Origin of the sequence: Methylocaldum marinum (assembly GCF_003584645.1) — a bacterium.
Lineage (GTDB): Bacteria > Pseudomonadota > Gammaproteobacteria > Methylococcales > Methylococcaceae > Methylocaldum > Methylocaldum marinum.
This window is the reverse complement of sequence record NZ_AP017928.1, coordinates 3,765,642-3,785,695: the sequence shown is the minus strand read 5'-3', so window position 1 is coordinate 3,785,695 and position 20,054 is coordinate 3,765,642. Positions and strand designations below refer to the sequence as shown.

Below are 20,054 nucleotides of genomic sequence, written 5' to 3'. Positions count from 1 at the left end.
TAGTGAAATCCACAACGGAGCGAGATTGGTAAATATGTCACGGAATCATCGATTGTCACGCCTTAGTCTGAGGCTTGCACGAAATATCAAGAGACCCGGTCGATGAAGTCTGATCCACCCAAGAACCAGAAGGAATCCGACCTGGAGATCTACACGTTTCACTTGCGTTTCGAGGGTTCGACCGGGGTGGCTGTGGAAACCAGCGGCTATTGGTGCGATGCGGGAGGACGCCTGATCGAAGGAGCCGATACGGTCAACGGGAAACTGGTGTTGGCGCTGACGGAAGCGGAGGTCGATTGCGGACGCTTGCTGATCGTCCCGATTTCCACCGACGCGTTTCAGGCCCGCAGGGTTACGGCCGACACCTTGCTCGCGTTCGATGCGTTCGAACCCAAAACGCTTTTCGATCCCGCGCTGCGGCACCATGTTTTGCCGGAAATTCCGGAATCCTTGTGGCGGCTTTGGTTCTTGTACCGACGGCTCGCGCAGACGCGCCCGCGCCCGTCGCGGGCCGGCATTCGGAGCTGGTAGGGGCGGCGCGCGCGGTTTGGTGATCTTCCGGGTCCGGAAAGGCGGCCGACCGCTTCCATGGCCCCGCCCGCCCGGACAAATCCGGCGAGCCCGACTCTTGAGCGATTTCACGCTTGTAGGGAAGCCCGGATTTTTGCTGCGCGTTAAGTAAAGTAAAGTCCTATTCGGATCGCCTTCACCCCAGCCAAATTACGCCTCACATTCCCTGTGTGGAGCCGCAAGCGGCGCTCACGCGTGCAAATCGGCAGTCGTGCCGATTTGTCCCGGAGGGAGAGGGAACTCTTGTGGCTTTACTTCCTTGGCCATTCGTAAGACTCCAATTCGGAGAATCAGCCTGTGCAACGGATTGATTTAACAGGCCCTCACCCAGCCCTCTCCCGGAGGGAGAGGGCTTATCGGGGCTTCCTTAAAGTGTAACCGTGGAATACCGGATTGCCGTTTTCGGGTTTAAAGAACCATTATCAGCTGATTTCCGAAAACGTCGACGTCCTGTTGGGTGAGGTTCACGATCTGAAAGGCGCACGCTCGCGCCTGGGCGGGATCGTCGAAAAAGCCGATCACGACGCCGGCGACGGCGTAGCCGTATCCGTTAAAGGTGCGTATGAGCTGTTCGATTACCGTTTCCATTCATACCTCCTTGGTAATCTCCGTACGCTCGTCCCTTGCCCGGAGGATTCCCTTCGATGCGCGACTTTCTCCGAAAGTCGCGATTCGCCATGAGCGGGGTGGCTCCCTACCTTGCCAAATCCCCGTTTCTGCTTTAGCTTAGCCCTTTATCCGTAAGGCTGGGGGTGCCCTGCTGCGGTTCTCGGCGCGGTCGATTTTTCGCGAAACGGCTCATTCAACGCCTCCTGCAGGGCTGAGAAACACCCTTCGAACCTGATCCGGTTAACACCGGCGTAGGAAAGCCTGTCCTGAGCCCGGCGATGGACCGTCTTGCCTGCGCCCCTTTTTCCGTTTTTTTATCCAGGAGAAAGCGATGAGCGCATTCCCCGAAGAATTCCTGCACGAAGCCGTAACCGCCAAGCGTGCCTCCATACAGCCGTTCGCCGCTTCGGAAAAGACTTATGTTCAGGGCAGCCGTCCCGATGTCCGCGTGCCCATGCGCCGGGTGGTCCAATCCGATACGCCGGCCAGTTTCGGCGCCGAAGAGAACCCGCCTGTTTATGTCTATGACACCTCCGGACCTTATACCGATCCGCAAGTCAGTATCAATTTGCGACAGGGTTTGCCGCCTCTGCGCGAAGCGTGGATCAGGGAGCGCGGCGATACCGAGGCGCTGCCCGGGCCGAGTTCCGATTATGGCCGCGGGCGCCAGGCCGATCCCGCGCTCGCCCATCTGCGCTTCGAGCATATTCGCCGGCCGCGGCGGGCCAAAGCCGGGGCGAACGTCACCCAGATGCATTACGCGAAAAAAGGCATCGTCACGCCGGAAATGGAATTCATCGCCATCCGCGAAAATCAGCGCCTCGAAGCCGTCAGCGAGATGTACAAGCTCCAGCATCCGGGCGAATCCTTCGGCGCATCCATTCCCAAGCTCATCACCCCGGAGTTCGTGCGCGACGAAGTCGCCCGCGGACGCGCCATCATCCCGGCCAATATCAATCATCCGGAATCCGAGCCGATGATCATCGGCCGCAATTTCCTGGTGAAGATCAACTGCAACCTGGGCAACTCGGCCGTCACCTCCTCGATCGAGGAAGAGGTGGAAAAAATGCTGTGGGCTATCCGCTGGGGCGGGGATACGGTGATGGACCTGTCCACCGGCAAGAACATCCACGAAACCCGCGAATGGATCATCCGCAATTCGCCGGTGCCGATCGGCACCGTGCCGATTTACCAGGCTCTGGAAAAGGTCGACGGCAAGGCCGAGGAACTGACCTGGGAGATTTTCCGCGATACCCTGATCGAGCAGGCCGAGCAGGGCGTGGATTATTTCACCATTCATGCCGGCGTGCGGCTGGGCTTCATCCCGCTGACCGCGAAACGCGTGACCGGCATCGTGTCGCGCGGCGGCTCGATCCTGGCCAAGTGGTGCCTGGCCCATCACCGGGAGAATTTCCTCTACACCCATTTCGAGGACATCTGCGAGATCATGAAGGCCTACGATGTCAGTTTCAGCCTGGGAGACGGCCTCAGGCCCGGCTCCATCGCCGATGCCAACGACGAGGCCCAGTTCGCCGAACTCAAGACCCTGGGCGAGCTGACCGAAATCGCCTGGAAGCACGATGTGCAGACCATGATCGAAGGCCCCGGCCACGTGCCCATGCACATGATCAAGGAAAACGTGGAAAAGCAATTGGAACTTTGCCGGGAAGCGCCCTTTTACACCCTGGGGCCGCTCACCACCGACATCGCGCCGGGCTACGACCACATCACCTCGGCCATCGGCGCCGCCATGATAGGCTGGTTCGGAACCGCAATGCTCTGCTACGTCACCCCCAAGGAGCATTTGGGGCTGCCCAACAAGCAGGATGTCCGCGACGGCATCATCGCCTACAAGATCGCCGCCCACGCCGCCGATCTCGCCAAGGGCCATTCGGGCGCGCAGGTTCGCGACAACGCCTTGTCCAAGGCGCGTTTCGAATTCCGCTGGCAGGATCAGTTCAACCTCAGCCTGGACCCGGAAAAGGCGGTGGAATTCCACGACGAAACCCTGCCGCAGGAAGGGGCGAAGCTCGCCCATTTCTGCTCCATGTGCGGCCCGCATTTCTGCTCGATGAGAATCACCCAGGATGTGCGGGATTACGCGCAAACCCATGGACTCAAGGAGAGCGAGGCCTTGACGGCGGGCATGGAGGAGAAGGCGGAGGAGTTCGTAAAGAGCGGGGCGGAGATTTATCGTAAGGCATAAGCCGAACCGGGAGAATGGGCATGGAACAAATATCGGCGAAATTACTCCCGCTCCGTATCACCTTGTCGAATATAGACCCGCCCATTTGGCGCCGGTTGCTGGTGACGGACGACCTGACCTTCGCACAATTGCACAAGGTCATACAGGCCGCCATGGGCTGGGAGGATTACCATATGCACGAATTCGAGGCGGGCAAAGTACGCGTCGGAGATGCCACTCCGGACCCATTTGGGCCGGGTTCCGTGCCGAGGCTGCTTTCGGAAAAGAAGACCCGGCTGAGCGATGTCCTGGGAAACCGCCGCAAATTTCGATACTGGTACGACTTCGGCGATGACTGGTGGCACGAAATCGCCATCGAGAAGCGGCTGCCGGACGATGGCCTGGGACCGCGTCTTTTGGCCGGCGAGCGGGCCTGTCCGCCGGAGGACTGCGGCGGGCCGTGGGGCTATGCCAATCTGCTGGAAATCCTGGCGGATCCCGGCCGCCCGGAATACGAGGAGCTGCGCGAATGGGCCGGCGATTTCGAGCCGGAGCGGTTCGACCTCGAGGCGGCCGCGAAGGCTGTACAGAAAAGCGTACGGCGAAAGAAGCCGGAAAAAGCGAAAATCAAGTGAGCAGGCATTGCAGGCCGCTCCCGGCCATCATTGAAATTCCGCAACGTAGACGGTTTCGCGGCCCGGTTTTTTTGTTATAGTCGCCTGGTTTCCAACCATACTATAAGAGAGGAAATCATGGAGTCGAACGTCGTCAAAGGCGCAATCGGGTTCGCCATCGTGATCATCGTCGGTTTTGTCATCGTCGGCACTACTCGCGAAACCCCGCAAGAAAAAATGCAGGGCGCCTTTCTGCAAACGTCGAACTTGCTCAGTACTCTGGCACTGGATAAATGCACCGAGGCGGTAAAGACCGAAGTCGGCACTCATCCATACAGCCCGTCCGAGTCCGACAGTGATCACGTGAAATATGTCACCCTGATTTGGAACAACGTCGGCTCGGCGAAACGCGCCGAATGCCGATATCTGATGGATCAGGGCATCACCTTTCTGAAAGTGGACGATCGCACCGTCATCGAGAAAGACGCGGTAGCCGCCACGGGTTCCGAGACATCCCCTCCGGCACAAGACCGCTGAGCGTCTAAAATAGAAGACCTGCCTGCAAGGACCGAGCGGAACGCAAGGGCGATTCCGCCGCAGGCGGTCGGCACGAACCGAAGCTATCTTTCTCCCCGGTGCGAGGTTTTCCAAATCGAAATCAGCACCCATAATCCGCCGATACCCGCCGCCGAAAATCCCAAAACGCCGAGAGCGGGCAGGCCGAACAGCGTGGGACCGCCGCTGACGGTCATGACGATGGACGATCCTATGATGAGCGAGGCGGTCACCATGCCGACGGTCAGCCGGCTGGCGGCCCGGTCCATGAGCATTCCGAAACGGTCAAGCTGGCTGAGATCCACGTGAACCTTGACGGCCCCGCTCCGAAGAAGCCTCATCAGCCTGCGGACATCCTGCGGCAAGATGCTCAAGACCGAGAGCAGGCTGGCGAGATTGCGCTGCCCTTTCCTGAACAAGGTTTCCGGGTGGTAGCGAAGCACGCTGGCTTGCTGCAACAAGGGAGAGGCCTGAGCGACGATATCGAAATCCGGGTCGAGCTGGCGTCCGGCCCCTTCGAGCGTGATCAGGGCCTTGAACAGCATGGTCAAATCCGGCGGCAGGGTAAGCTGGTGGTCGCGCATCAGACTGGTCATTTCCGTGAGCATGTCGCCCAGACGGAGCTGCTTCAGCGCGACACCGTGGTACTTGTCGATGAACATGCCCACTTCGGCAACCAGGCGCTCGGTATTGGGCGCGGCTTCGGCCGCCCAGTCGAGCAGTACATCCACCACCGTGGCGGCATCCCGTACCACGATGGCGTTCAGCATGTCGACCACTTGGTCCCGGCGTGATTCCGACAGCGAACCGACCATGCCGAAATCGATGAAAGCCAGGCGATTTCCGGAAAGGAAAATGAAGTTGCCGGGGTGCGGATCGGCGTGGAAGAAACCGTCGATCAACACCATTTTCAGCACGGCGTCCGCCCCGCGCTGCGCCAGAACCTTGCGATCCAGCCCCGCGGTGTCGACCGCTTTGATATCGCGTCCGGCAATCCCGTCGATATATTGCTGAACATTGATCCGCTCGCCGCAGTATTCCCAATAGACCTTGGGTATCACGATCGTGGGATCCCCGGCGAAATTGTCGGCCACCCGCTCGGTATTCCTTCCCTCGGTGAGCAGATCCAGCTCGTTGCGCAGCGAGATCTTGAATTGCCGCAGCACTTCCTGGGGATGGAATCGGCTGACATCGGGGAATTCGCGCTCGATGATCGCCACTAGACGTTCGAGCAGGCGCAAGTCCGCCTCGATAGTCGGCCGAATCCCGGGGCGGCGAATCTTGACGATCACTTGCTGGCCGTCGGGAAGACGGGCGCGATGGACCTGGGCGATGGAGGCGGCGGCCAAAGGGGTTTCGTCAAACTCGACAAAGACTTCACCGACCGCACCGTTCAAGTCTTCCTCGAGCTGCGGTCTCAGCCGCTCGAAAGGAAGCGGCGGCACCCGGTCGTGCAATTTTTCGAATTCCGTGATCCAGTCCGGAGGGAACAAGTCCACGCGGGTGGCGAGAATCTGTCCGAACTTGATGAAGGTCGGACCCATCTCTTCCATGGCCTTGCGCACGCGCTGCGGGGGCTCGAGCCGCAGAAGTTCCTCGAACCGGCTCCAGTTGAGCGCTCGCCCCGCCTTTTCCAGCACGCGCTCAAGCCCCAGTCGCTTGACGATGTCGCCGAAACCATAGCGTATCAGGATGGACGCAATGTCGTGCAAGCGTCCCAGGTCACGCATCGCGCTTAGAGTTTCAAGTATCATCGTCGAATGATCCGCTTTTGGAGGAAACGCTCAAAATCCGTATCGATCGCCGCTGCTGAATTCGTCGCGTACAGTCGAGTGGGGGGCTGCCTAAGGCGGCTGGAGATCGCGCCGAAACCCTGCCCCGTTGCCGAGGCAATGTGATTACGGCCTTATGTTACACGATCGGCCCGCCGTGCCGATCAACCGAAACCTGCCGGAAATTGTTCCGCCCGGGTTTTTTCGGCTGCCCGGTGAACCGCTTCCGAGTTTCGCCGGCCCCGCGGCGGCACCGGCGGATTGTTTTCGCGCGAGGCGTTCCGTTCAGCGTCGAGGACGCGGACTTCGCTTGCGCTCGTCATCGTCGGGCAGAACGATATTGAGTTCCAGGATCTCGCGGTTTTCATCCTGTTCCATGGAAACCGTGATGGCGTCCTGCTCGATATTCACGTACTTGCGGATCACTTCCAGCAAGTCCTTTTGCATGGCGGCGAGATAATCCGGTTGAGAACGCTGCGAACGTTCGTGCGCCACCAGGATTTGCAGGCGCTCTTTGGCGATAGCCGCGCTCGACGGCCGAGAACTTCGAAAATAATCCAAGAGTCCCATAACTAGCCCCTGAACAGCCGGCCGAACAGGCCTTTCTTTTCCTCTTCGAGGAATCGGTGAGGAACATTTTCGCCCAAGTACCGGCGTATCATATCGGCATAGGCCTGGCCGGCGTCGCTTTTGTCATCGAGAATGACCGGGGTTCCGGCGTTGGAGGCGCTGAGCACCGCTTTCGATTCCGGTATCACGCCGAGAAGGTGCAGGGCGAGAATCTCCTGTACGTCGTCCACACTGAGCATTTCGCCCAGTTTGACGCGCTGGGGGGAATAGCGGGTCAGCAGGAGATATTCCTTGATCGGTTCCAGCCCCTGCTCGGCGCGGCGGGATTTGCTGGCGAGTATGCCCAGCATTCGGTCCGAGTCGCGGACCGAAGAAACCTCGGGGTTGGTGACCACGATCGCATCGTCGGCAAAGTACATTGCGAGATGGGCGCCGCGCTCGATCCCCGCGGGAGAATCGCAGACGACGTATTCGAAGGTTTCCGACAATTCGTTCAGCACGCGCTCGACGCCTTCCTGGGTGAGCGCCTCCTTGTCGCGGGTTTGCGAAGCGGGCAGGATGTAGAGATTCTCGCAGCGCTTATCCCGAATCAGTGCCTGATTCAAGGTGGCTTCCTGGTTGATGACGTTCACGAAGTCGTAGACCACGCGCCGCTCGCAACCCATGATGAGATCCAGGTTGCGCAGCCCGATGTCGAAATCGATGACGGCGGTGCGGTGGCCGTTCAGCGCCAATCCCATGGAAAGGGCGGCGCTCGTGGTCGTTTTGCCGACGCCGCCCTTTCCGGAAGTCACAACGATAATTCTCGCCACTCGTACTCTCCAGATTCAAAAAGCTTTGTTTACAGGTTTTCGATAATCAACGAGTTGTCGCGCAAATAGATTTGCACCGGCTTGCCACGCATGGACTCGTCGAGGTTTTCGCTGATCTTGTAATGCCCGCCGATGGCTATCAGTTCGGCTTGCAGGTCGGCGCAGAAAATCCGCGCATCCAGGTTTCCCTGTACTCCGGCCAGGGCACGACCGCGGAGCGAACCGTAAATATGAATGTTTCCGTCCGCCATGACTTCCGCTCCGGGACTGACCTGGGACAGAACGATCAGGTCGGCGCCGGATGCGTAAATCCGCTGTCCTGAGCGGACCGGCTGCTCGATCAGTTTGCTGCCGCTCGACGGTTTGGCCGGCGCCCGCGGCGAGGTTGACGGGGTTTTCGTAGCGGCAGGCTCGGATGCGGTGCCCGCGGCGGTTTCCGGCTTGTGTTCCGGAAATATGGCCAGTTTGGCGTCGCGCGCGGCGGTTTGCAGCTTGAGGCTCCCTCCGCGGGCTCCGACCGGAATCAAATGGTGATCGTGCAGGACATCAATCAAATCCCGGAAATCGACCTCGGCATCGTCGGGCAATTCGCCGAGATCGATCACCACCGGCGCATTGCGGAAAAAATCCGGAGCCCGCCGGATCTTGTCTTGCAGCTGTTGTGCAACGAACCCGGTGTCGCCGTTCAATAATTTCAAGATCGGCAGCGTAATGGAGCCCGATTTGATTTCGAGCGAAACGGACCGAATCGACTGTTCGTTGGGTTTGACGGGCATCCTGATCAGGCGGGGCACATCGGCGGAATTTGCGATGCGCGCATTCTATCACTCCCGTAAAAATTGCGTAAACGCAAGCGGTCCGAAGCGGATTCGGCGGCGTGCAGCCGGATGCCGCGGGGAGGTCCCGCCCGCACACGGTCTCGATGTTCGCCCCGGCGCCCGGAGTTCGAGCCAACGAACACGGCGTAAGCCAAGGATGCTATGATCCTCCGAACGATCGGCAGTTTGCTGCGGCGAACGCAGCCAGGAGGGAAACTTCATGACGCAGAGAGAAATCAATGGCACCGGCATTCGGGTCGTGCCCATCGGCCTGGGTGCCATGGCGTTGTCCATCCAAGGCAGGCCTTCCGAGGAGCAGGCGTTTCAAGTCATCGAAACCTTTCTCGCGGCCGGAGGCAATTTCATCGATACCGCCAATGTCTATTGTCTCGACGATTCCGACACCGGACACAACGAGCGGCTGATCGTCAAAGCCCTGGAGCGGCTGGGCAAACGGGATCGGGTCGTGATCGCGACCAAGGGCGGTCTCAGACGTCCCGGAGGCGAATGGGTCATCGACGGCGATCCGAAGTTCCTGCGGCGATCCTGCGAACAAAGCCTTAGGGACCTGAAAACGGACTGCATCGAGATCTATCAGTTGCACGCGGTCGACGCCAACATCGGGCTGCTGCCTTCTCTGGAGGAACTGATCAAGCTCCGGGACGAAGGCAAGATCAGGCATATCGGTCTATCCAATGTCAGCGATCTGGACTTGATCCAGGCCGCGCTCGAACATGTCCCCATCGTTTCCGTGCAGAACCGTTGCAATCCCTTCGAGAAGCGGGATTTCGCCAACGGCGTGATCGAGCATTGCGGTCTGAAGGGCATTACCTATGTCCCGCATAGCCCGGTCGGCGGACACTACGGGCACATGCGTCTCAATCAAAGCGAGCTGTTCGGACGTCTGGCCGAAAAATATCGGTCATCCCGCTATGGCATCGCGCTGGCCTGGCTGCTGGCCAAGGGCGAGCATATCATCCCCATCCCGGGGGCCAGCAAGCCGGCCAGCATCGCGGATAGTCTGCGCGTCTTGCAGCTCCGTCTCGACCCGGAGGATATTCAGGCCATAGATACTTTGCCGGAGCTTCGATGACGCGCTGGATCCTGCCCGCGGCCGCGACTTTTTTCTGCTGGGGGATCTGGGCATTTCTTCCCAAACTCACCACGCGCTATATCGACCCCAGGAGCGCCATTATTTACGAGGCTGCCGGAGGTCTCGTCGTAGCGATGATCGTCCTGGCTTTGATTGCTTTCAAACCGGCGGCGGACCCGCGGGGCATCGGGTTGGCATTGAGCACCGGAGTCCTCGGGACGATGGGAGCTTTCGCATATCTGTATGCCGTGACCAGAGGCCCGGTCACGCTGGTGTCCACCGTTACGGCCTTGTATCCGATCCTCGCCATCCTCCTCGCCGGTCTTTTTTTGAATGATACGGTAACACTCAGACAGGCAGCCGGAATCGTACTGGGGGTGATCGCGATAGTATTGATCAGCACGTGATGCGCGGTCTTAGTTCCAATTCGCTTTCAATAAGGCATCGATTTTTTGTAGGGTGGGTTAGGCCGCGAGGCCGTAACCCACCGAGCGACTTCGAATCGGTGGGTTACGCGGAGCCTGTCCTGAGCTCCGTCGAAGGGCCTGTCCTGAGCGCGGTCGAAGGGCTAACGCACCATCGGTGGGTTTCGCCGCGCTCTGCCCATCCTACGATTGATGTTCGCTCGAATGCCGAATGGGATAATCCGGCGGAAGCTGCCGAACGTTTTTTCGCACCGGCGAATCGTCATGACTCCGGAGAGGGTCTTGGCGCTCAACGGCTGTCTCCAGTTCCATGAGCTGGGCGCGAAAATGTCGTGGTCGCTTGCAACCGCCGATCGTAACGATGCTCGTTAGAAATTGAGGCGCGCATGAAATTTCCGGACTACCAGGGCGGCGGCATCATCAATCTGCTGAGTTCGCTCATTACCGGGCTCGGCGGCGAGCCGAACGGTTACCCGCCACTTGGCGCCCTTTCATCGGCACAGGTAGGCGCCTATCGAAATATCGTCCTGATCGTGGTCGATGGTCTGGGTTATGAATTCGTAATCCGACGAGCACTAGGCGGTTTTCTGCGGAAACACCTTCAGGGTTGCATGACCTCCGTTTTTCCGTCCACTACCGCAACAGCGATTACGAGCTTCTTGACCGGGCTGGCTCCGCAACAGCACGGCCTGACCGGTTGGCACATGTATTTCAAGGAATTGGGGGCCGTACTTTCGGTATTGCCCGGCGTACCGCGATATGGCGGCGTTCCGCTCGGAAAATCCGGCGTCGACGTCGAAGCTTTTTTCGGTCATGTGCCTATTTTCGACCGCGTCCCTGTGCCCTGCTATGTCGTTTCCCCACGTCGTATTGCCTATTCGGATTTCAACCTGGCGCATCAAGGCTCGGCCGAATTGCGGCATTTCGATACGCTTGAGGACTTCTTCGGCGTAATCTTGCAGACGCTGCGGAAGAAGGCCGTTCGCAAATTCATTTACGCCTATTGGCCGGAACTCGACCGAATCGGCCATGAACACGGATGTTCAAGCCCGGACGCCGGAAGCCATCTGGCCGAACTGGAAGATGCGTTCGAAGCTTTTTCCGAAAATATCGCCGGAACCGATACCCTCCTCATCGTGACCGCCGATCACGGCCAAATCGATACCAGCGAAGATCGTATCATCGAGCTGGACGATCATCCCGAGCTGAAGGACTGTCTGATCCTGCCCTTGTGCGGTGAAAGACGTGCCGCGTATTGCTACGTGAAGCCGGGGGAGGCGCGACGTTTCGAACGCTATGTGCAAGACGGTCTGAGCCGGTTTCTCGATATGCATCCAAGCCGGGAATTGCTGGCTTCCGGCTGCTTCGGCTCGGGCAGCCCGCATCCGCGGCTCATCGAGCGAATTGGCGACTACACCTTGATCATGAAGGAAAACTACGTCATCAAGGATTGGCTACCGGGTGAACGCCAATATCGGCAGATCGGCGTCCACGGCGGCATGAGCCCGGAAGAGATGAGCGTGCCGCTCATTGTGGCGGCGGCTGACTAGGGCGTTTTCATATTTGTGTCGCGGGAACTCGCGAGGAGGTCGGGAATCCTTTCCGGACGCCGCGGCTCGATCAAGCGTCTGCGTCGGCAAGGGATTGCCGACCTACAAAGGTTTGAGTCGATCTTTCCTGGCGAAGGCGGCCGACGACTTCCGCCGGCCCCGTTGTGATGCTGTATAAGCGAAATTGAAAATGCTTTAGGACGTTTCGAATGCGGTCTGCGCATTCGGAGAGCGCGTTAACCCGCCTGAAACAGCGCTCAAGCTCGATTCGAAATGGCTTTTAAGAGTCCGAGAAATGAAAAAACCGGCACAGCGGGAATCTTCTGTGCCGGTTTTGCTTTTTGCGCTTTGAGTTCTTCGAGCGTCGCTTTAAAGCTGTTCGCTCGCGGGCTCTTGTTCGTTCTCGGTGTTAAAGTTGGTGGGGCTCAAGCCTTCCAATTCAAGATCCATTTCTTCCTCAAACTGTTCATCCAGAGGCGGGTTCCCGTCATGGATCAGATAATTACGTTGCTGAAAGTAGGCGTTGCGAATGAATTCGTAACGGTCGACCGACGCCTCGTCGACGATCTTGGTAGCGCTCAATAGATCGGCGCGCATGTCGACCGTTTTCAGAGTACCCACGCTATAAGGAATGGCGGCCGGATTAATCCAGTTGATGGGATTGGCAGCGGTGTCTCCCGCCAAACCGAGAGCGCCGCGGGGCGTACTGGGTCCGATGAAGGGCAGCACCAAATAAGGGCCGGAGGGAATGCCCCAGGCGCCCAGAGTCTGATCGGTGTCTTCGTTGTGTTTCGGCAGGTCGAGCCTGGAGGCGACGTCTATGAAACCTCCCACGCCCAGGACGGTATTGACGAGGAACCTCCCGGTATCCTGTCCGGTCTGGAGGAGCTTGAACTGCAACAGGTCGTTGGCGATTACGCCGATATCGTCGACATTGCTGAAAAAGTTGGTGATACCCCTATCGACGAACGATGGCGTGATCCACTGATAGCCCTGGCTAATCGGTTTCATGACATAATCGTCAAGCGTATCGTTGAATTTTTGAACGCCGCGGTTCCACCCTTCCCAAGGGTCGCGCGGATCATGCTTGGTAGCGGTGGCGCAGCCGGCAAGACTCACGATAGCCGCGAGCCCGAGGACGGGCAGCAAAGGGTGTAACTGGCGAATTGTTTTCATTTTTTGTTCCTTTCCCGAAGGCGATCAGGGTTCCTCTAAAATTAGCATATCCGGACCGAAGCTTCGAGTGAGCGTGAACTTAAATTCGTTTTGACGGGAAAATATAATGAGCTTACCGAACCTAGTCGAGAAAAAAATACATTCACAATAATGCCTGATCAGGAGCATCCCACTCTGGCGCGCCGTTTCCGCGGGTATTTGCCCGTTATCGTCGACGTCGAAACCTCAGGTCTCAGCCCTTCGGAGCACGCCTTGCTGGAAATTGCCGCGGTCATTCCCGAGATGGACGGCAACGGTGATCTCCAAATCCGCGAGACCCATTCCACTCATGTCAAGCCTTTTCCGGGTGCGCGCATGGACCCGGCGGCCCTGAATTTCAACAAGATCGACCCCTATCACCCGTTCCGCTTGGCTGTGGATGAAAAGGAAGCGCTCTCGAAAATCTTTCAGCCCATCCGGGCCGCCGTCAAGCAGGCCGAATGTACGCGGGCGATTCTGGTCGGACATAATCCCGCCTTCGACATCGGATTTTTGAATGCAGCAGTGGCGCGGTGCGGGATCAAGCGAAATCCCTTTCACCCTTTCAGCACTTTCGACACCGTGACTTTAAGTGGTTTGGCCTACGGGCAGACAGTACTCGCGAAGGCAGTGCAAGCCGCGGGATTCGAATGGAACAACGACGAGGCCCATTCAGCGATTTACGATGCCGAACAAACTGCACGCTTATTCTGCGCGATCGTGAACCGCTGGAAAGACCTGGTGACGATTGAAAAAGGCAGCGCGAGCGATTTACTCCGATGAATCCGCCGATGCCGGAGCCGCTCCTTTGAGCCGTTTCTGCAACTCCCCGCTTTCGAACAGATCCAGCATGATGTCGCTGCCGCCGATGAGCTCTCCGTTGATATAGAGCTGAGGAAACGTCGGCCATTGCGAGTATACCTTCAGCCCCTCGCGCAGATCCGGATCTTCGAAGATGTTCACATAAGCGTACTCGACGCCGCAGTTCTCCAAAATCTGCACCGCCCGTCCCGAAAAGCCGCACTGGGGAAAGTCCGGGGAGCCTTTCATGTAAAGGATTACGGGATTTTCGGCGAGCTGTTTCTTGATGCGTTCTGTAACGTCCATACCAACTATCTCAAATTGAAGTGGATCTAATATCCTAGCAAATCTATCAGAAACCTTCGACGCTCGAAAGGTCGCCGATTTTGCTTAAAATTTGACGCTTACTGTTGGATAATCCGCTCAACAGAAAATTTCAGTACTCAAGAAAACCAAGGATTTTCCTGCATGCATCAAATAACCCTCATTCCCGGCGACGGTATCGGACCGTCGATTGTCGATGCCGCGGTCAGCGTGATCGAGGCGACCGGCGTAAAAATCCAATGGGATCGGCAATTAGCGGGCATGGCGGCGGTCGAGAAACATGCTGATCCGCTGCCCGAAGAGACCATCGAATCGATCCGGCGAAATCGAATTTGCTTTAAGGGGCCGCTTACCACGCCGGTCGGCGGCGGTTACCGGAGCGTCAACGTCACCTTGCGCCAGACCTTCAACCTATACGCGAATGTCCGTCCCGCCATATCCTTCGAAGGCACCAGCACACCGTTTCAGAACGTGAACCTGGTGACGGTCCGTGAGAACACCGAGGGCCTCTACGCCGGTATCGAGCATTTCATCAAGGTCGATGCGGAAAAACTGGGGGCAGAGAGCATCGCCATCGTTACCAAGAAGGGCTCCGAGCGGATCATTGAATATGCGTTCCAATATGCCCGCAAAACCCAGCGCAAGAAAGTGACGCTGGTGCACAAAGCCAACATCCTCAAGTGCACCTCCGGATTGTTTCTGGAGGTCGGCCGGGAGATCGCCAAGGGCTATCCGGAGATCGAATTCGAGGACAAGATCGTCGACGCCTGCTCGATGCAGCTGGTCATGAAGCCCGACGTGTTTGATGTGGTCGTCACCACCAACTTGTTCGGGGATATCCTATCGGACCTGGCGGCCGGACTCATCGGCGGTCTCGGGCTGACCGCGGGCGCCAACATCGGCACCGATGCCGCCCTGTTCGAGGCCGTGCACGGCAGCGCTCCCGATATCGCGGACCTCGGTATCGCCAATCCGACCGCCATGATTCTGGCCGGCGCCATGATGCTGGAACATATCGGAGAACTCGACGCGGCCCGGAAAATCGAACGCGCCGTCCGCAAGGTCATCCGCGACGGGAGAATCGTGACACCCGACCTGAACAAGAATTCGTCCTATGGGACGCAACACATGGCGGAGGCAATAATCCGCGAGCTGATCGAGGAACGTTGATCGGACGGCCCGTTCTCGCCGGGAACTTTCCGTCTCTCGAACGTCCAACCCTAAGCGCGATCTGGTCCCATGGCCGACGGACATGGGACCGAAAACCGCCGGAGATCGTTAGCCGAAACTGCAAAAGAAAAAATACAATTTGATCTATTGGACGTCTCGCGCTAATGTATTAGCCCTTCCGTTACGTCCCCATCGTCTAGCGGCCCAGGACTCCGCCCTCTCACGGCGGCAACAGGGGTTCGAACCCCCTTGGGGACGCCATAATGATATGGCCTTGGGGCAGCAAAGCCCCAACGGTGGCTTGCTCTTCCGCCCGCAAATCCTTTTCGCCTTTCCTTTCCAGGTCCGGGAGTACACCGGATCGCTCTTCGAGCCACGCCTGGATTTCATCCCGAGTACATTCAGGAAAATCCTACGGCATACGAACCGCTCATTGAGCGGACTTGCCGGGGAATCGATTGGATGGGTCGAAACACCCCCGGCGACTTGAAATCATGCGGCCGGGGTTTCGAAAAGTTCGCAATGCGTCACATTGCGCGGAAGTATTCGTCGGCAATCCTTTGCCGACGCCTCCGCCGGGCCGACGTGTTGCACTCTCGTTCCGCACAATTTCATGGCATGACCTTAGAGGTTTCGAGAGATGATCAGGCGTTCGGCCCGATGGGTCTCGAGCGAGTCCGCCTGGAGAACCCGTTTTTAAGCCGATCCGTCCGGTATCGGATCTCCCTTTGGTCAATCCGGCTGGCTTAAGCTGTCCGCCATCGTGCGTATGTCATCCACCATGACCAACCGTTTCAGCCAACGCAACGGAATGCCCGATTCCCCATAATACGCCCCGGCAATCTGCCCGCAGATGGCGGCCGTGGTGTCGGCATCGTCGCCCAAATTGGCGGCACGGAGGATGGCTTGCTCAAAATTGTCCGTGTGCAAAAAACACCAGAGCGCGGCTTCGAGGCTCGGAACCACATAGCCGGTGCCGCGAATCTCGGCTTCGGATTTGTCCCGGTAATCGCCTCGGGCAATGGCGGCGATGTTGGGCGAAGTCACGAAACCAGGTTCATGCTCAAACAGGATTGCCTCCCGCGACTGGCCCTCGAACGCGCGCAACAGCATTTCGGCGAACAAGCGGCACCCCTCCAAACACTCCGGCGCGCCGTGGGTGGTGCGCGAACTCAATTCGGCGAAGGCTAGCGCCTGCTGGCGGGGCGCCCTGGCATAAAACAGCGGAATCGGCGCCAAGCGCATCAGTGAGCCGTTGCCGGCGCTCAGCGGATCTTCCGATCCGGCATAGACGTCACCGGTCTTCCGATAACGCACGAGCGCATCGCAGACGGTGTTGCCGATGTCGAAACACCAGCCGTGGCAGCTCATATAGCCTTCCTTGTGCCAGCGCACATAGCGATCCATCTGGTCCTTCGCATTAAAGCCCTGGCACTCGATCAAACTCGCGGCGAGACACAGGGCCATTGATGTGTCGTCGGTCCATTCGCCCGGCGCCAGGCGGAATGGTCCGCCACCGACCATGTCGGTGACCGGTTCGAAACTGCCCCGTCGTTTGAATTCCACGGTGGTCCCCACCGCATCGCCGGCGGCCAGCCCCAAGAGACAGCCGCGATAACGGTCCTGGCGTTGTTTGGGTTCTTGTTGAAGTCTCTCCATCGTTAAACCCCGCTCAGACTGTGGCGTCCGCTTCGGCCGCCTGGCCGGCAGGCTCTCGGGATTGCAGCGCTGCGAGCGTTTCCGTCGGATCGGCATCCGCATAGATGATCCGCATGAGGCCGGGATAGTAGCGGTCCATCACATCCAAGGCGAAATGCAGCATATTGAGCAGCATGGGCTTCGTCAGAGTGGCGCCTTCGATATCCATATTCTGGACATAACGTACGCCACCCTCGTCCAGATCGAACTGGAAACTGCCGAAGCGTAAACCGTAGTTGAGGCGAGTCAGGTAGGCCATAACGGCCTGCCGCTTAGGCTCGGGCACCTTGGTCGGCGCGTAGACGTAGATGCCCACCACCGCTTGAACGTCATCCGTATCGACGAAGACGGCATAGGTGCCGTTCTCCGCGCTGAAGCTCAGGTGCAGGGATTCGCTCTCGCCCCTACGGATGAAGTGGTAACCCTTCTCGGCCAAATAGTGCTGCGCTAATTCAATCATGTTCGTCATCGTGTCAGTTCCTCGCCGGGGATGTGGGCGGCCGTGATTGGTCGCACCAGGTCCGGGCCCGAGAAAGTCTAGATCAGCGATGCGTCAGATACTGTCGCACGCAACGTGCCTTTGGATCTTTCAACCGTGTATGCCGCCCGATGCCGCTCGGCAATCTCGTTTTTCAAAAACTCGGGCGCGAGGATGTCGACATCAGGGCCGAATCCCGTCAGCCACCAGACCAACTGCCGCGTGTAAAGCACGCGCGCCTGGATCCGGACCTCGCCCGGTGCCCGTCTTTCGGCCTTCTGGTTGGAACTCAGGGGCTTTTCCAGCAAATGCTCGCCGGCGCCGGCCGTGAACACGATGTCCAGGTCGATCCAGTGGTCCGATTCGCCAAAACCAAAAGCACCTGAGGCAATGAACCCACGTAAGCTAAACCCCTCCAAAGCTTTGCTTGGCGTTTCCAGTAGTTTCACCGACCGTATCCGATGCAAGGCTAGAATCAATGGGTCCTGATAGACGTAAACCGTGGCTACCAGGTAAACCACGGGACCTTGCTGCACCAGCCCGAGGGGGGTTCACCGGCACATATCGCCTAGGCCGCAACGCCGTGACCGGCTGGCATCTCATCTCCAGTTGCCGATTCTTCAACACGGCTTCATACACGGTGCGCTGGATGGCGGCATCAATCTTAGGCGGCAACACCGGTTGACCAGGGGGCACCACGGCGACCTTGTCCAGCCAGGTCTGCAACGGCTGTTCGGGATTGAGTTCCCCGAATTTTTCACGAGCAGCCTGGAAATAGGGGCTCAAATTCTCTGCTACCGCGATCGGCAATAAATTTTTCAAGTATCGCTCCATCATCACGGTTTGCTGCGGTCGTCGCATTCAAGGCCAAAAGGCGTCGATAAGGCCAGCAGATCGCGCTCGATCGTTCGTCGCGATACGACAAGGCCGAGATCGGAAAGTTTGCGATGGAGTTCGGTGACCGTGATCTTGCGGTCGCGGGGAATCAGTTTGAGCAGTTCCCATTGGCGGATGAGTGGGTGGGGCATGTTGCAAAAATCCGGGTGGCGTTTAGAACTGAGTGCGACACGATATGACGGATGAAGAAGGCAGTCTAAACGTCGGACAACATCCAAGCAGCAAGAAGTGTGATTCCTAATTGTGGTCTTTAGAAATCGATCTTTCACGCGCCATAGGTATCCGTGTTTCTCGATTAATGAAATTTGGTTGTAACCAGCACAATGCTGTCGAGATGTAACTTTAAACTCCTACGCAGAAACCATTTAGATTGAAAGACACGGGTGCGATAAAACCTGTTTCTAAGTGTTGGTATGCGTGAGATGTTGGAATTCCATGTTTCGTAAGCTATCTTTTTGGTGTTTGTACAACATGTGTGACTACTCCTATCGACCGGAACTGGCGGAGAAGGTGCCATAGATTGCTACTAAACAAGAGCTTTAAAGGCTTCAAAATAAACGGCTTGGATTTGGCGCTGATTCCTGCCGAGGGTCGAAGATCATCTCTAGGTTTGGCGACGATTGTCGCTTGATCTCGTCCCTGCCTTTGACAAACGACAAGAATAAGAAGACAGATCAGATTAGCCAGTGACATTGCACTAGGCGAATCTTCGCTTAAGAACAATACTGCCCCTTAAGGCAGATATAACTGCCATGAAAGCATCCATAAAGCCCCTGTATTTCGACGCGGCGGCGACGACGTCTATTGCTCCTGAAGTACGAGAGCAAATGGTCGCGCAGCTCGGTAGCGACGGCTGCCATGCTAATCCTTCATCCATAGGTCACCTTCCGGGACAAGTGGCTGCCGACATTGTTGCCTCGGCTCGTGCCAAGATCGCCGTTGAATTAGGCTGCGACCCCGACGAGGTCATATTTACGTCCGGTGCCACCGAGGCGAACAACTTAGCGCTACAAGGCGTGGCTTTCGCCCACGGGAGCCATGGACGCCATATAGTGACTTCGGCCATTGAACACAAAGCAGTATTGGAATGCTGCGCTATGTTGCAGCGTAAGGGATACCAGATCACCTATCTTGCTCCGAACAGCCGGGGATGGGTTGAGCCTGAGGCCGTTGAGGGCGCACTCCGACCCGAAACCCTCTTGGTTTCCTTGATGCACACGAATAACGAGACGGGCGTGATGCAACCTATCGCCGAGGTAGCGGAGGTTGCGGCGGAGGCGGGGGTGCTCTTTCACGTCGATGCGGCCCAGGCGGCTGGTAAATTCGCCATTGATCTACAACAGATACCTATTGATTTGCTTGCGCTGTCGGCCCATAAATTTCACGGACCAAAGGGAGTTGGTTGCCTGGTCGTCCGCAACCGCCGCCAATTGCGCCTAGCGCCGCTGATGTATGGTGGGGGACAGGAATACGGCTTGCGACCAGGTACCTTAGCGACACATCAAATCGTCGGATTGAGCGCGGCGCTTTCCCTCGCTGCGAAGCGGCGCGAAGCCGATTTAACCCATGTCTGTGCGCTCAAAAATTACTTCTTGGAGCAGCTAGGCAGACACCTACCGGTGCAGGTGCATGGCGATCCCGGACGTAGTTCACCGTACATCGTCAATTTCTCCATCGAACACGTCGGCAGCGACGCCCTGATTAATCAATTAGCCACGGATCTTGCAATCTCTTCCGGTTCGGGCTGCTCGTCGGGCGCGGTCGAGCCTTCCTATGTATTACGGGCTATGGGGATCGAAGGTGAGGCGCTCTATGGCGCGGTTCGCTTAAGTTTTAGTCGCGATCACACGTTGGCGGAGGTGTCCGCCGCCGTGGAGCGAATCGTTGCGGCAGTGCGCCGCATGAGGGAGTTGGATTAG

Annotated in this window: 22 protein-coding genes, 1 tRNA gene and 1 riboswitch; of the genes, 11 read left to right on the top strand and 12 right to left on the bottom strand. The window is 57.9% G+C overall.

What is annotated here, in order from left to right; all coding sequences use genetic code 11:
- The first annotated feature begins 102 nt into the window (after positions 1 to 102).
- Positions 103 to 531: a hypothetical protein gene (locus sS8_RS16780; RefSeq protein WP_119630640.1), complete on the top strand. Its 429-nt coding sequence runs from the start codon at positions 103 to 105 to the stop codon at positions 529 to 531.
- Between the two features lie 447 nt (positions 532 to 978).
- Here the strand turns inward: sS8_RS16780 and sS8_RS16775 are convergent, their stop codons facing one another.
- Complete coding sequence (locus tag sS8_RS16775; RefSeq protein WP_119630638.1) at positions 979 to 1,158, bottom strand: hypothetical protein; 180 nt, start codon at positions 1,156 to 1,158, stop codon at positions 979 to 981.
- 150 nt (positions 1,159 to 1,308) lie between these two features.
- A riboswitch (TPP riboswitch) is annotated at positions 1,309 to 1,454 on the top strand.
- 56 nt (positions 1,455 to 1,510) lie between these two features.
- Here sS8_RS16775 and thiC point away from each other — a divergent pair.
- The 3 genes from thiC (at position 1,511) to sS8_RS16760 (ending at position 4,515) form a co-directional block, all read left to right on the top strand.
- Positions 1,511 to 3,385 carry a phosphomethylpyrimidine synthase ThiC gene (thiC, locus tag sS8_RS16770; RefSeq protein ID WP_119630636.1) on the top strand — a complete coding sequence of 625 codons (1,875 nt, stop codon included), beginning with the start codon at positions 1,511 to 1,513 and terminating at the stop codon, positions 3,383 to 3,385.
- Positions 3,386 to 3,405: 20 nt separating this feature from the next.
- On the top strand, positions 3,406 to 3,999 hold the full coding sequence (locus sS8_RS16765) for a plasmid pRiA4b ORF-3 family protein (RefSeq protein WP_170161123.1): 594 nt from the start codon (positions 3,406 to 3,408) through the stop codon (positions 3,997 to 3,999).
- Between the two features lie 117 nt (positions 4,000 to 4,116).
- Entirely contained in the window at positions 4,117 to 4,515 is a 399-nt protein-coding gene (locus sS8_RS16760) for a hypothetical protein (protein WP_145986569.1), read from the top strand.
- Positions 4,516 to 4,598: 83 nt separating this feature from the next.
- Here sS8_RS16760 and sS8_RS16755 read toward each other — a convergent pair whose 3' ends face one another.
- The 4 genes from sS8_RS16755 to minC form a co-directional block, all read right to left on the bottom strand.
- Entirely contained in the window at positions 4,599 to 6,287 is a 1,689-nt protein-coding gene (locus sS8_RS16755) for an ABC1 kinase family protein (RefSeq protein ID WP_119630631.1), read from the bottom strand.
- A gap of 303 nt (positions 6,288 to 6,590) precedes the next feature.
- On the bottom strand, positions 6,591 to 6,875 hold the full coding sequence (minE, locus tag sS8_RS16750) for a cell division topological specificity factor MinE (protein ID WP_119630629.1): 285 nt from the start codon (positions 6,873 to 6,875) through the stop codon (positions 6,591 to 6,593).
- 2 nt (positions 6,876 to 6,877) lie between these two features.
- Complete coding sequence (gene minD / locus sS8_RS16745) at positions 6,878 to 7,687, bottom strand: septum site-determining protein MinD (protein WP_119630627.1); 810 nt, start codon at positions 7,685 to 7,687, stop codon at positions 6,878 to 6,880.
- Between the two features lie 29 nt (positions 7,688 to 7,716).
- Positions 7,717 to 8,481, bottom strand: a complete 765-nt coding sequence (gene minC, locus sS8_RS16740) for a septum site-determining protein MinC (protein WP_232020341.1) — start codon at positions 8,479 to 8,481, stop codon at positions 7,717 to 7,719.
- 244 nt (positions 8,482 to 8,725) lie between these two features.
- Here minC and sS8_RS16735 point away from each other — a divergent pair, with 244 nt between their 5' ends.
- The 3 genes from sS8_RS16735 to sS8_RS16725 all read left to right on the top strand — a co-directional run bounded on the left by sS8_RS16735 (position 8,726) and on the right by sS8_RS16725 (position 11,573).
- Complete coding sequence (locus tag sS8_RS16735; RefSeq protein WP_119630623.1) at positions 8,726 to 9,598, top strand: aldo/keto reductase; 873 nt, start codon at positions 8,726 to 8,728, stop codon at positions 9,596 to 9,598.
- The gene (locus tag sS8_RS16730) at positions 9,595 to 10,005 is read left to right on the top strand and encodes an EamA family transporter (protein WP_119630621.1); all 411 of its coding nucleotides are present in this window, start codon (positions 9,595 to 9,597) and stop codon (positions 10,003 to 10,005) included. Before sS8_RS16735 ends, sS8_RS16730 begins: the two co-directional genes overlap by 4 nt.
- Before the next feature lie 404 nt (positions 10,006 to 10,409).
- A complete protein-coding gene (locus tag sS8_RS16725; protein ID WP_119630619.1) occupies positions 10,410 to 11,573 on the top strand; it encodes an alkaline phosphatase family protein in 1,164 nt (387 codons plus the stop codon).
- A 369-nt stretch (positions 11,574 to 11,942) separates the two neighbouring features.
- Here sS8_RS16725 and sS8_RS16720 read toward each other — a convergent pair whose 3' ends face one another.
- A complete protein-coding gene (locus sS8_RS16720) occupies positions 11,943 to 12,749 on the bottom strand; it encodes an MlaA family lipoprotein (protein WP_119630617.1) in 807 nt (268 codons plus the stop codon).
- A 150-nt stretch (positions 12,750 to 12,899) separates the two neighbouring features.
- On the opposite strand from sS8_RS16720, the gene rnt reads away from it, so the two are divergent.
- Positions 12,900 to 13,550: a ribonuclease T gene (gene rnt, locus sS8_RS16715; RefSeq protein ID WP_119630615.1), complete on the top strand. Its 651-nt coding sequence runs from the start codon at positions 12,900 to 12,902 to the stop codon at positions 13,548 to 13,550.
- On the opposite strand, the gene grxD is transcribed toward rnt, so the two are convergent.
- The gene (gene grxD, locus sS8_RS16710) at positions 13,539 to 13,874 is read right to left on the bottom strand and encodes a Grx4 family monothiol glutaredoxin (RefSeq protein WP_119630613.1); all 336 of its coding nucleotides are present in this window, start codon (positions 13,872 to 13,874) and stop codon (positions 13,539 to 13,541) included. The two genes, rnt and grxD, sit on opposite strands and share 12 nt — an antisense overlap.
- Positions 13,875 to 14,036: 162 nt before the next feature.
- On the opposite strand from grxD, the gene sS8_RS16705 reads away from it, so the two are divergent.
- On the top strand, positions 14,037 to 15,062 hold the full coding sequence (locus sS8_RS16705) for an isocitrate/isopropylmalate dehydrogenase family protein (protein WP_119630610.1): 1,026 nt from the start codon (positions 14,037 to 14,039) through the stop codon (positions 15,060 to 15,062).
- Positions 15,063 to 15,247: 185 nt separating this feature from the next.
- A tRNA-Glu gene (locus tag sS8_RS16700) sits at positions 15,248 to 15,323 on the top strand.
- Positions 15,324 to 15,794: 471 nt separating this feature from the next.
- Here the strand turns inward: sS8_RS16700 and sS8_RS16690 are convergent.
- The 5 genes from sS8_RS16690 to sS8_RS16670 all read right to left on the bottom strand — a co-directional run bounded on the left by sS8_RS16690 (position 15,795) and on the right by sS8_RS16670 (position 18,266).
- Entirely contained in the window at positions 15,795 to 16,721 is a 927-nt protein-coding gene (locus tag sS8_RS16690) for an ADP-ribosylglycohydrolase family protein (protein WP_119630606.1), read from the bottom strand.
- A gap of 13 nt (positions 16,722 to 16,734) precedes the next feature.
- Complete coding sequence (locus sS8_RS16685; protein WP_119630604.1) at positions 16,735 to 17,229, bottom strand: YbjN domain-containing protein; 495 nt, start codon at positions 17,227 to 17,229, stop codon at positions 16,735 to 16,737.
- A 68-nt stretch (positions 17,230 to 17,297) separates the two neighbouring features.
- Positions 17,298 to 17,687, bottom strand: a complete 390-nt coding sequence (locus tag sS8_RS16680; RefSeq protein WP_456299272.1) for a helix-turn-helix transcriptional regulator — start codon at positions 17,685 to 17,687, stop codon at positions 17,298 to 17,300.
- The gene (locus sS8_RS28210; protein WP_232020717.1) at positions 17,644 to 18,060 is read right to left on the bottom strand and encodes a hypothetical protein; all 417 of its coding nucleotides are present in this window, start codon (positions 18,058 to 18,060) and stop codon (positions 17,644 to 17,646) included. The genes sS8_RS16680 and sS8_RS28210 overlap by 44 nt, the downstream gene beginning before the upstream one ends.
- 14 nt (positions 18,061 to 18,074) lie before the next feature.
- The gene (locus tag sS8_RS16670) at positions 18,075 to 18,266 is read right to left on the bottom strand and encodes a hypothetical protein (RefSeq protein WP_119630600.1); all 192 of its coding nucleotides are present in this window, start codon (positions 18,264 to 18,266) and stop codon (positions 18,075 to 18,077) included.
- 621 nt (positions 18,267 to 18,887) lie between these two features.
- Here sS8_RS16670 and sS8_RS16665 point away from each other — a divergent pair.
- Positions 18,888 to 20,054 (top strand): cysteine desulfurase family protein, encoded by a 1,167-nt coding sequence (locus sS8_RS16665; protein ID WP_170161121.1) that lies wholly within the window; start codon positions 18,888 to 18,890, stop codon positions 20,052 to 20,054.

Coding starts and splice junctions, on each gene's coding strand:
- sS8_RS16780 (WP_119630640.1), top strand. CDS start 103: ATGAAGTCTGATCCACCCAAGAACCAGAAGGAATCCGACCTGGAGATC.
- sS8_RS16775 (WP_119630638.1), bottom strand. CDS start 1,158: ATGGAAACGGTAATCGAACAGCTCATACGCACCTTTAACGGATACGGC.
- thiC (WP_119630636.1), top strand. CDS start 1,511: ATGAGCGCATTCCCCGAAGAATTCCTGCACGAAGCCGTAACCGCCAAG.
- sS8_RS16765 (WP_170161123.1), top strand. CDS start 3,406: ATGGAACAAATATCGGCGAAATTACTCCCGCTCCGTATCACCTTGTCG.
- sS8_RS16760 (WP_145986569.1), top strand. CDS start 4,117: ATGGAGTCGAACGTCGTCAAAGGCGCAATCGGGTTCGCCATCGTGATC.
- sS8_RS16755 (WP_119630631.1), bottom strand. CDS start 6,287: ATGATACTTGAAACTCTAAGCGCGATGCGTGACCTGGGACGCTTGCAC.
- minE (WP_119630629.1), bottom strand. CDS start 6,875: ATGGGACTCTTGGATTATTTTCGAAGTTCTCGGCCGTCGAGCGCGGCT.
- sS8_RS16735 (WP_119630623.1), top strand. CDS start 8,726: ATGACGCAGAGAGAAATCAATGGCACCGGCATTCGGGTCGTGCCCATC.
- sS8_RS16730 (WP_119630621.1), top strand. CDS start 9,595: ATGACGCGCTGGATCCTGCCCGCGGCCGCGACTTTTTTCTGCTGGGGG.
- sS8_RS16725 (WP_119630619.1), top strand. CDS start 10,410: ATGAAATTTCCGGACTACCAGGGCGGCGGCATCATCAATCTGCTGAGT.
- sS8_RS16720 (WP_119630617.1), bottom strand. CDS start 12,749: ATGAAAACAATTCGCCAGTTACACCCTTTGCTGCCCGTCCTCGGGCTC.
- rnt (WP_119630615.1), top strand. CDS start 12,900: ATGCCTGATCAGGAGCATCCCACTCTGGCGCGCCGTTTCCGCGGGTAT.
- grxD (WP_119630613.1), bottom strand. CDS start 13,874: ATGGACGTTACAGAACGCATCAAGAAACAGCTCGCCGAAAATCCCGTA.
- sS8_RS16705 (WP_119630610.1), top strand. CDS start 14,037: ATGCATCAAATAACCCTCATTCCCGGCGACGGTATCGGACCGTCGATT.
- sS8_RS16690 (WP_119630606.1), bottom strand. CDS start 16,721: ATGGAGAGACTTCAACAAGAACCCAAACAACGCCAGGACCGTTATCGC.
- sS8_RS16685 (WP_119630604.1), bottom strand. CDS start 17,229: ATGACGAACATGATTGAATTAGCGCAGCACTATTTGGCCGAGAAGGGT.
- sS8_RS16670 (WP_119630600.1), bottom strand. CDS start 18,266: ATGCCCCACCCACTCATCCGCCAATGGGAACTGCTCAAACTGATTCCC.
- sS8_RS16665 (WP_170161121.1), top strand. CDS start 18,888: ATGAAAGCATCCATAAAGCCCCTGTATTTCGACGCGGCGGCGACGACG.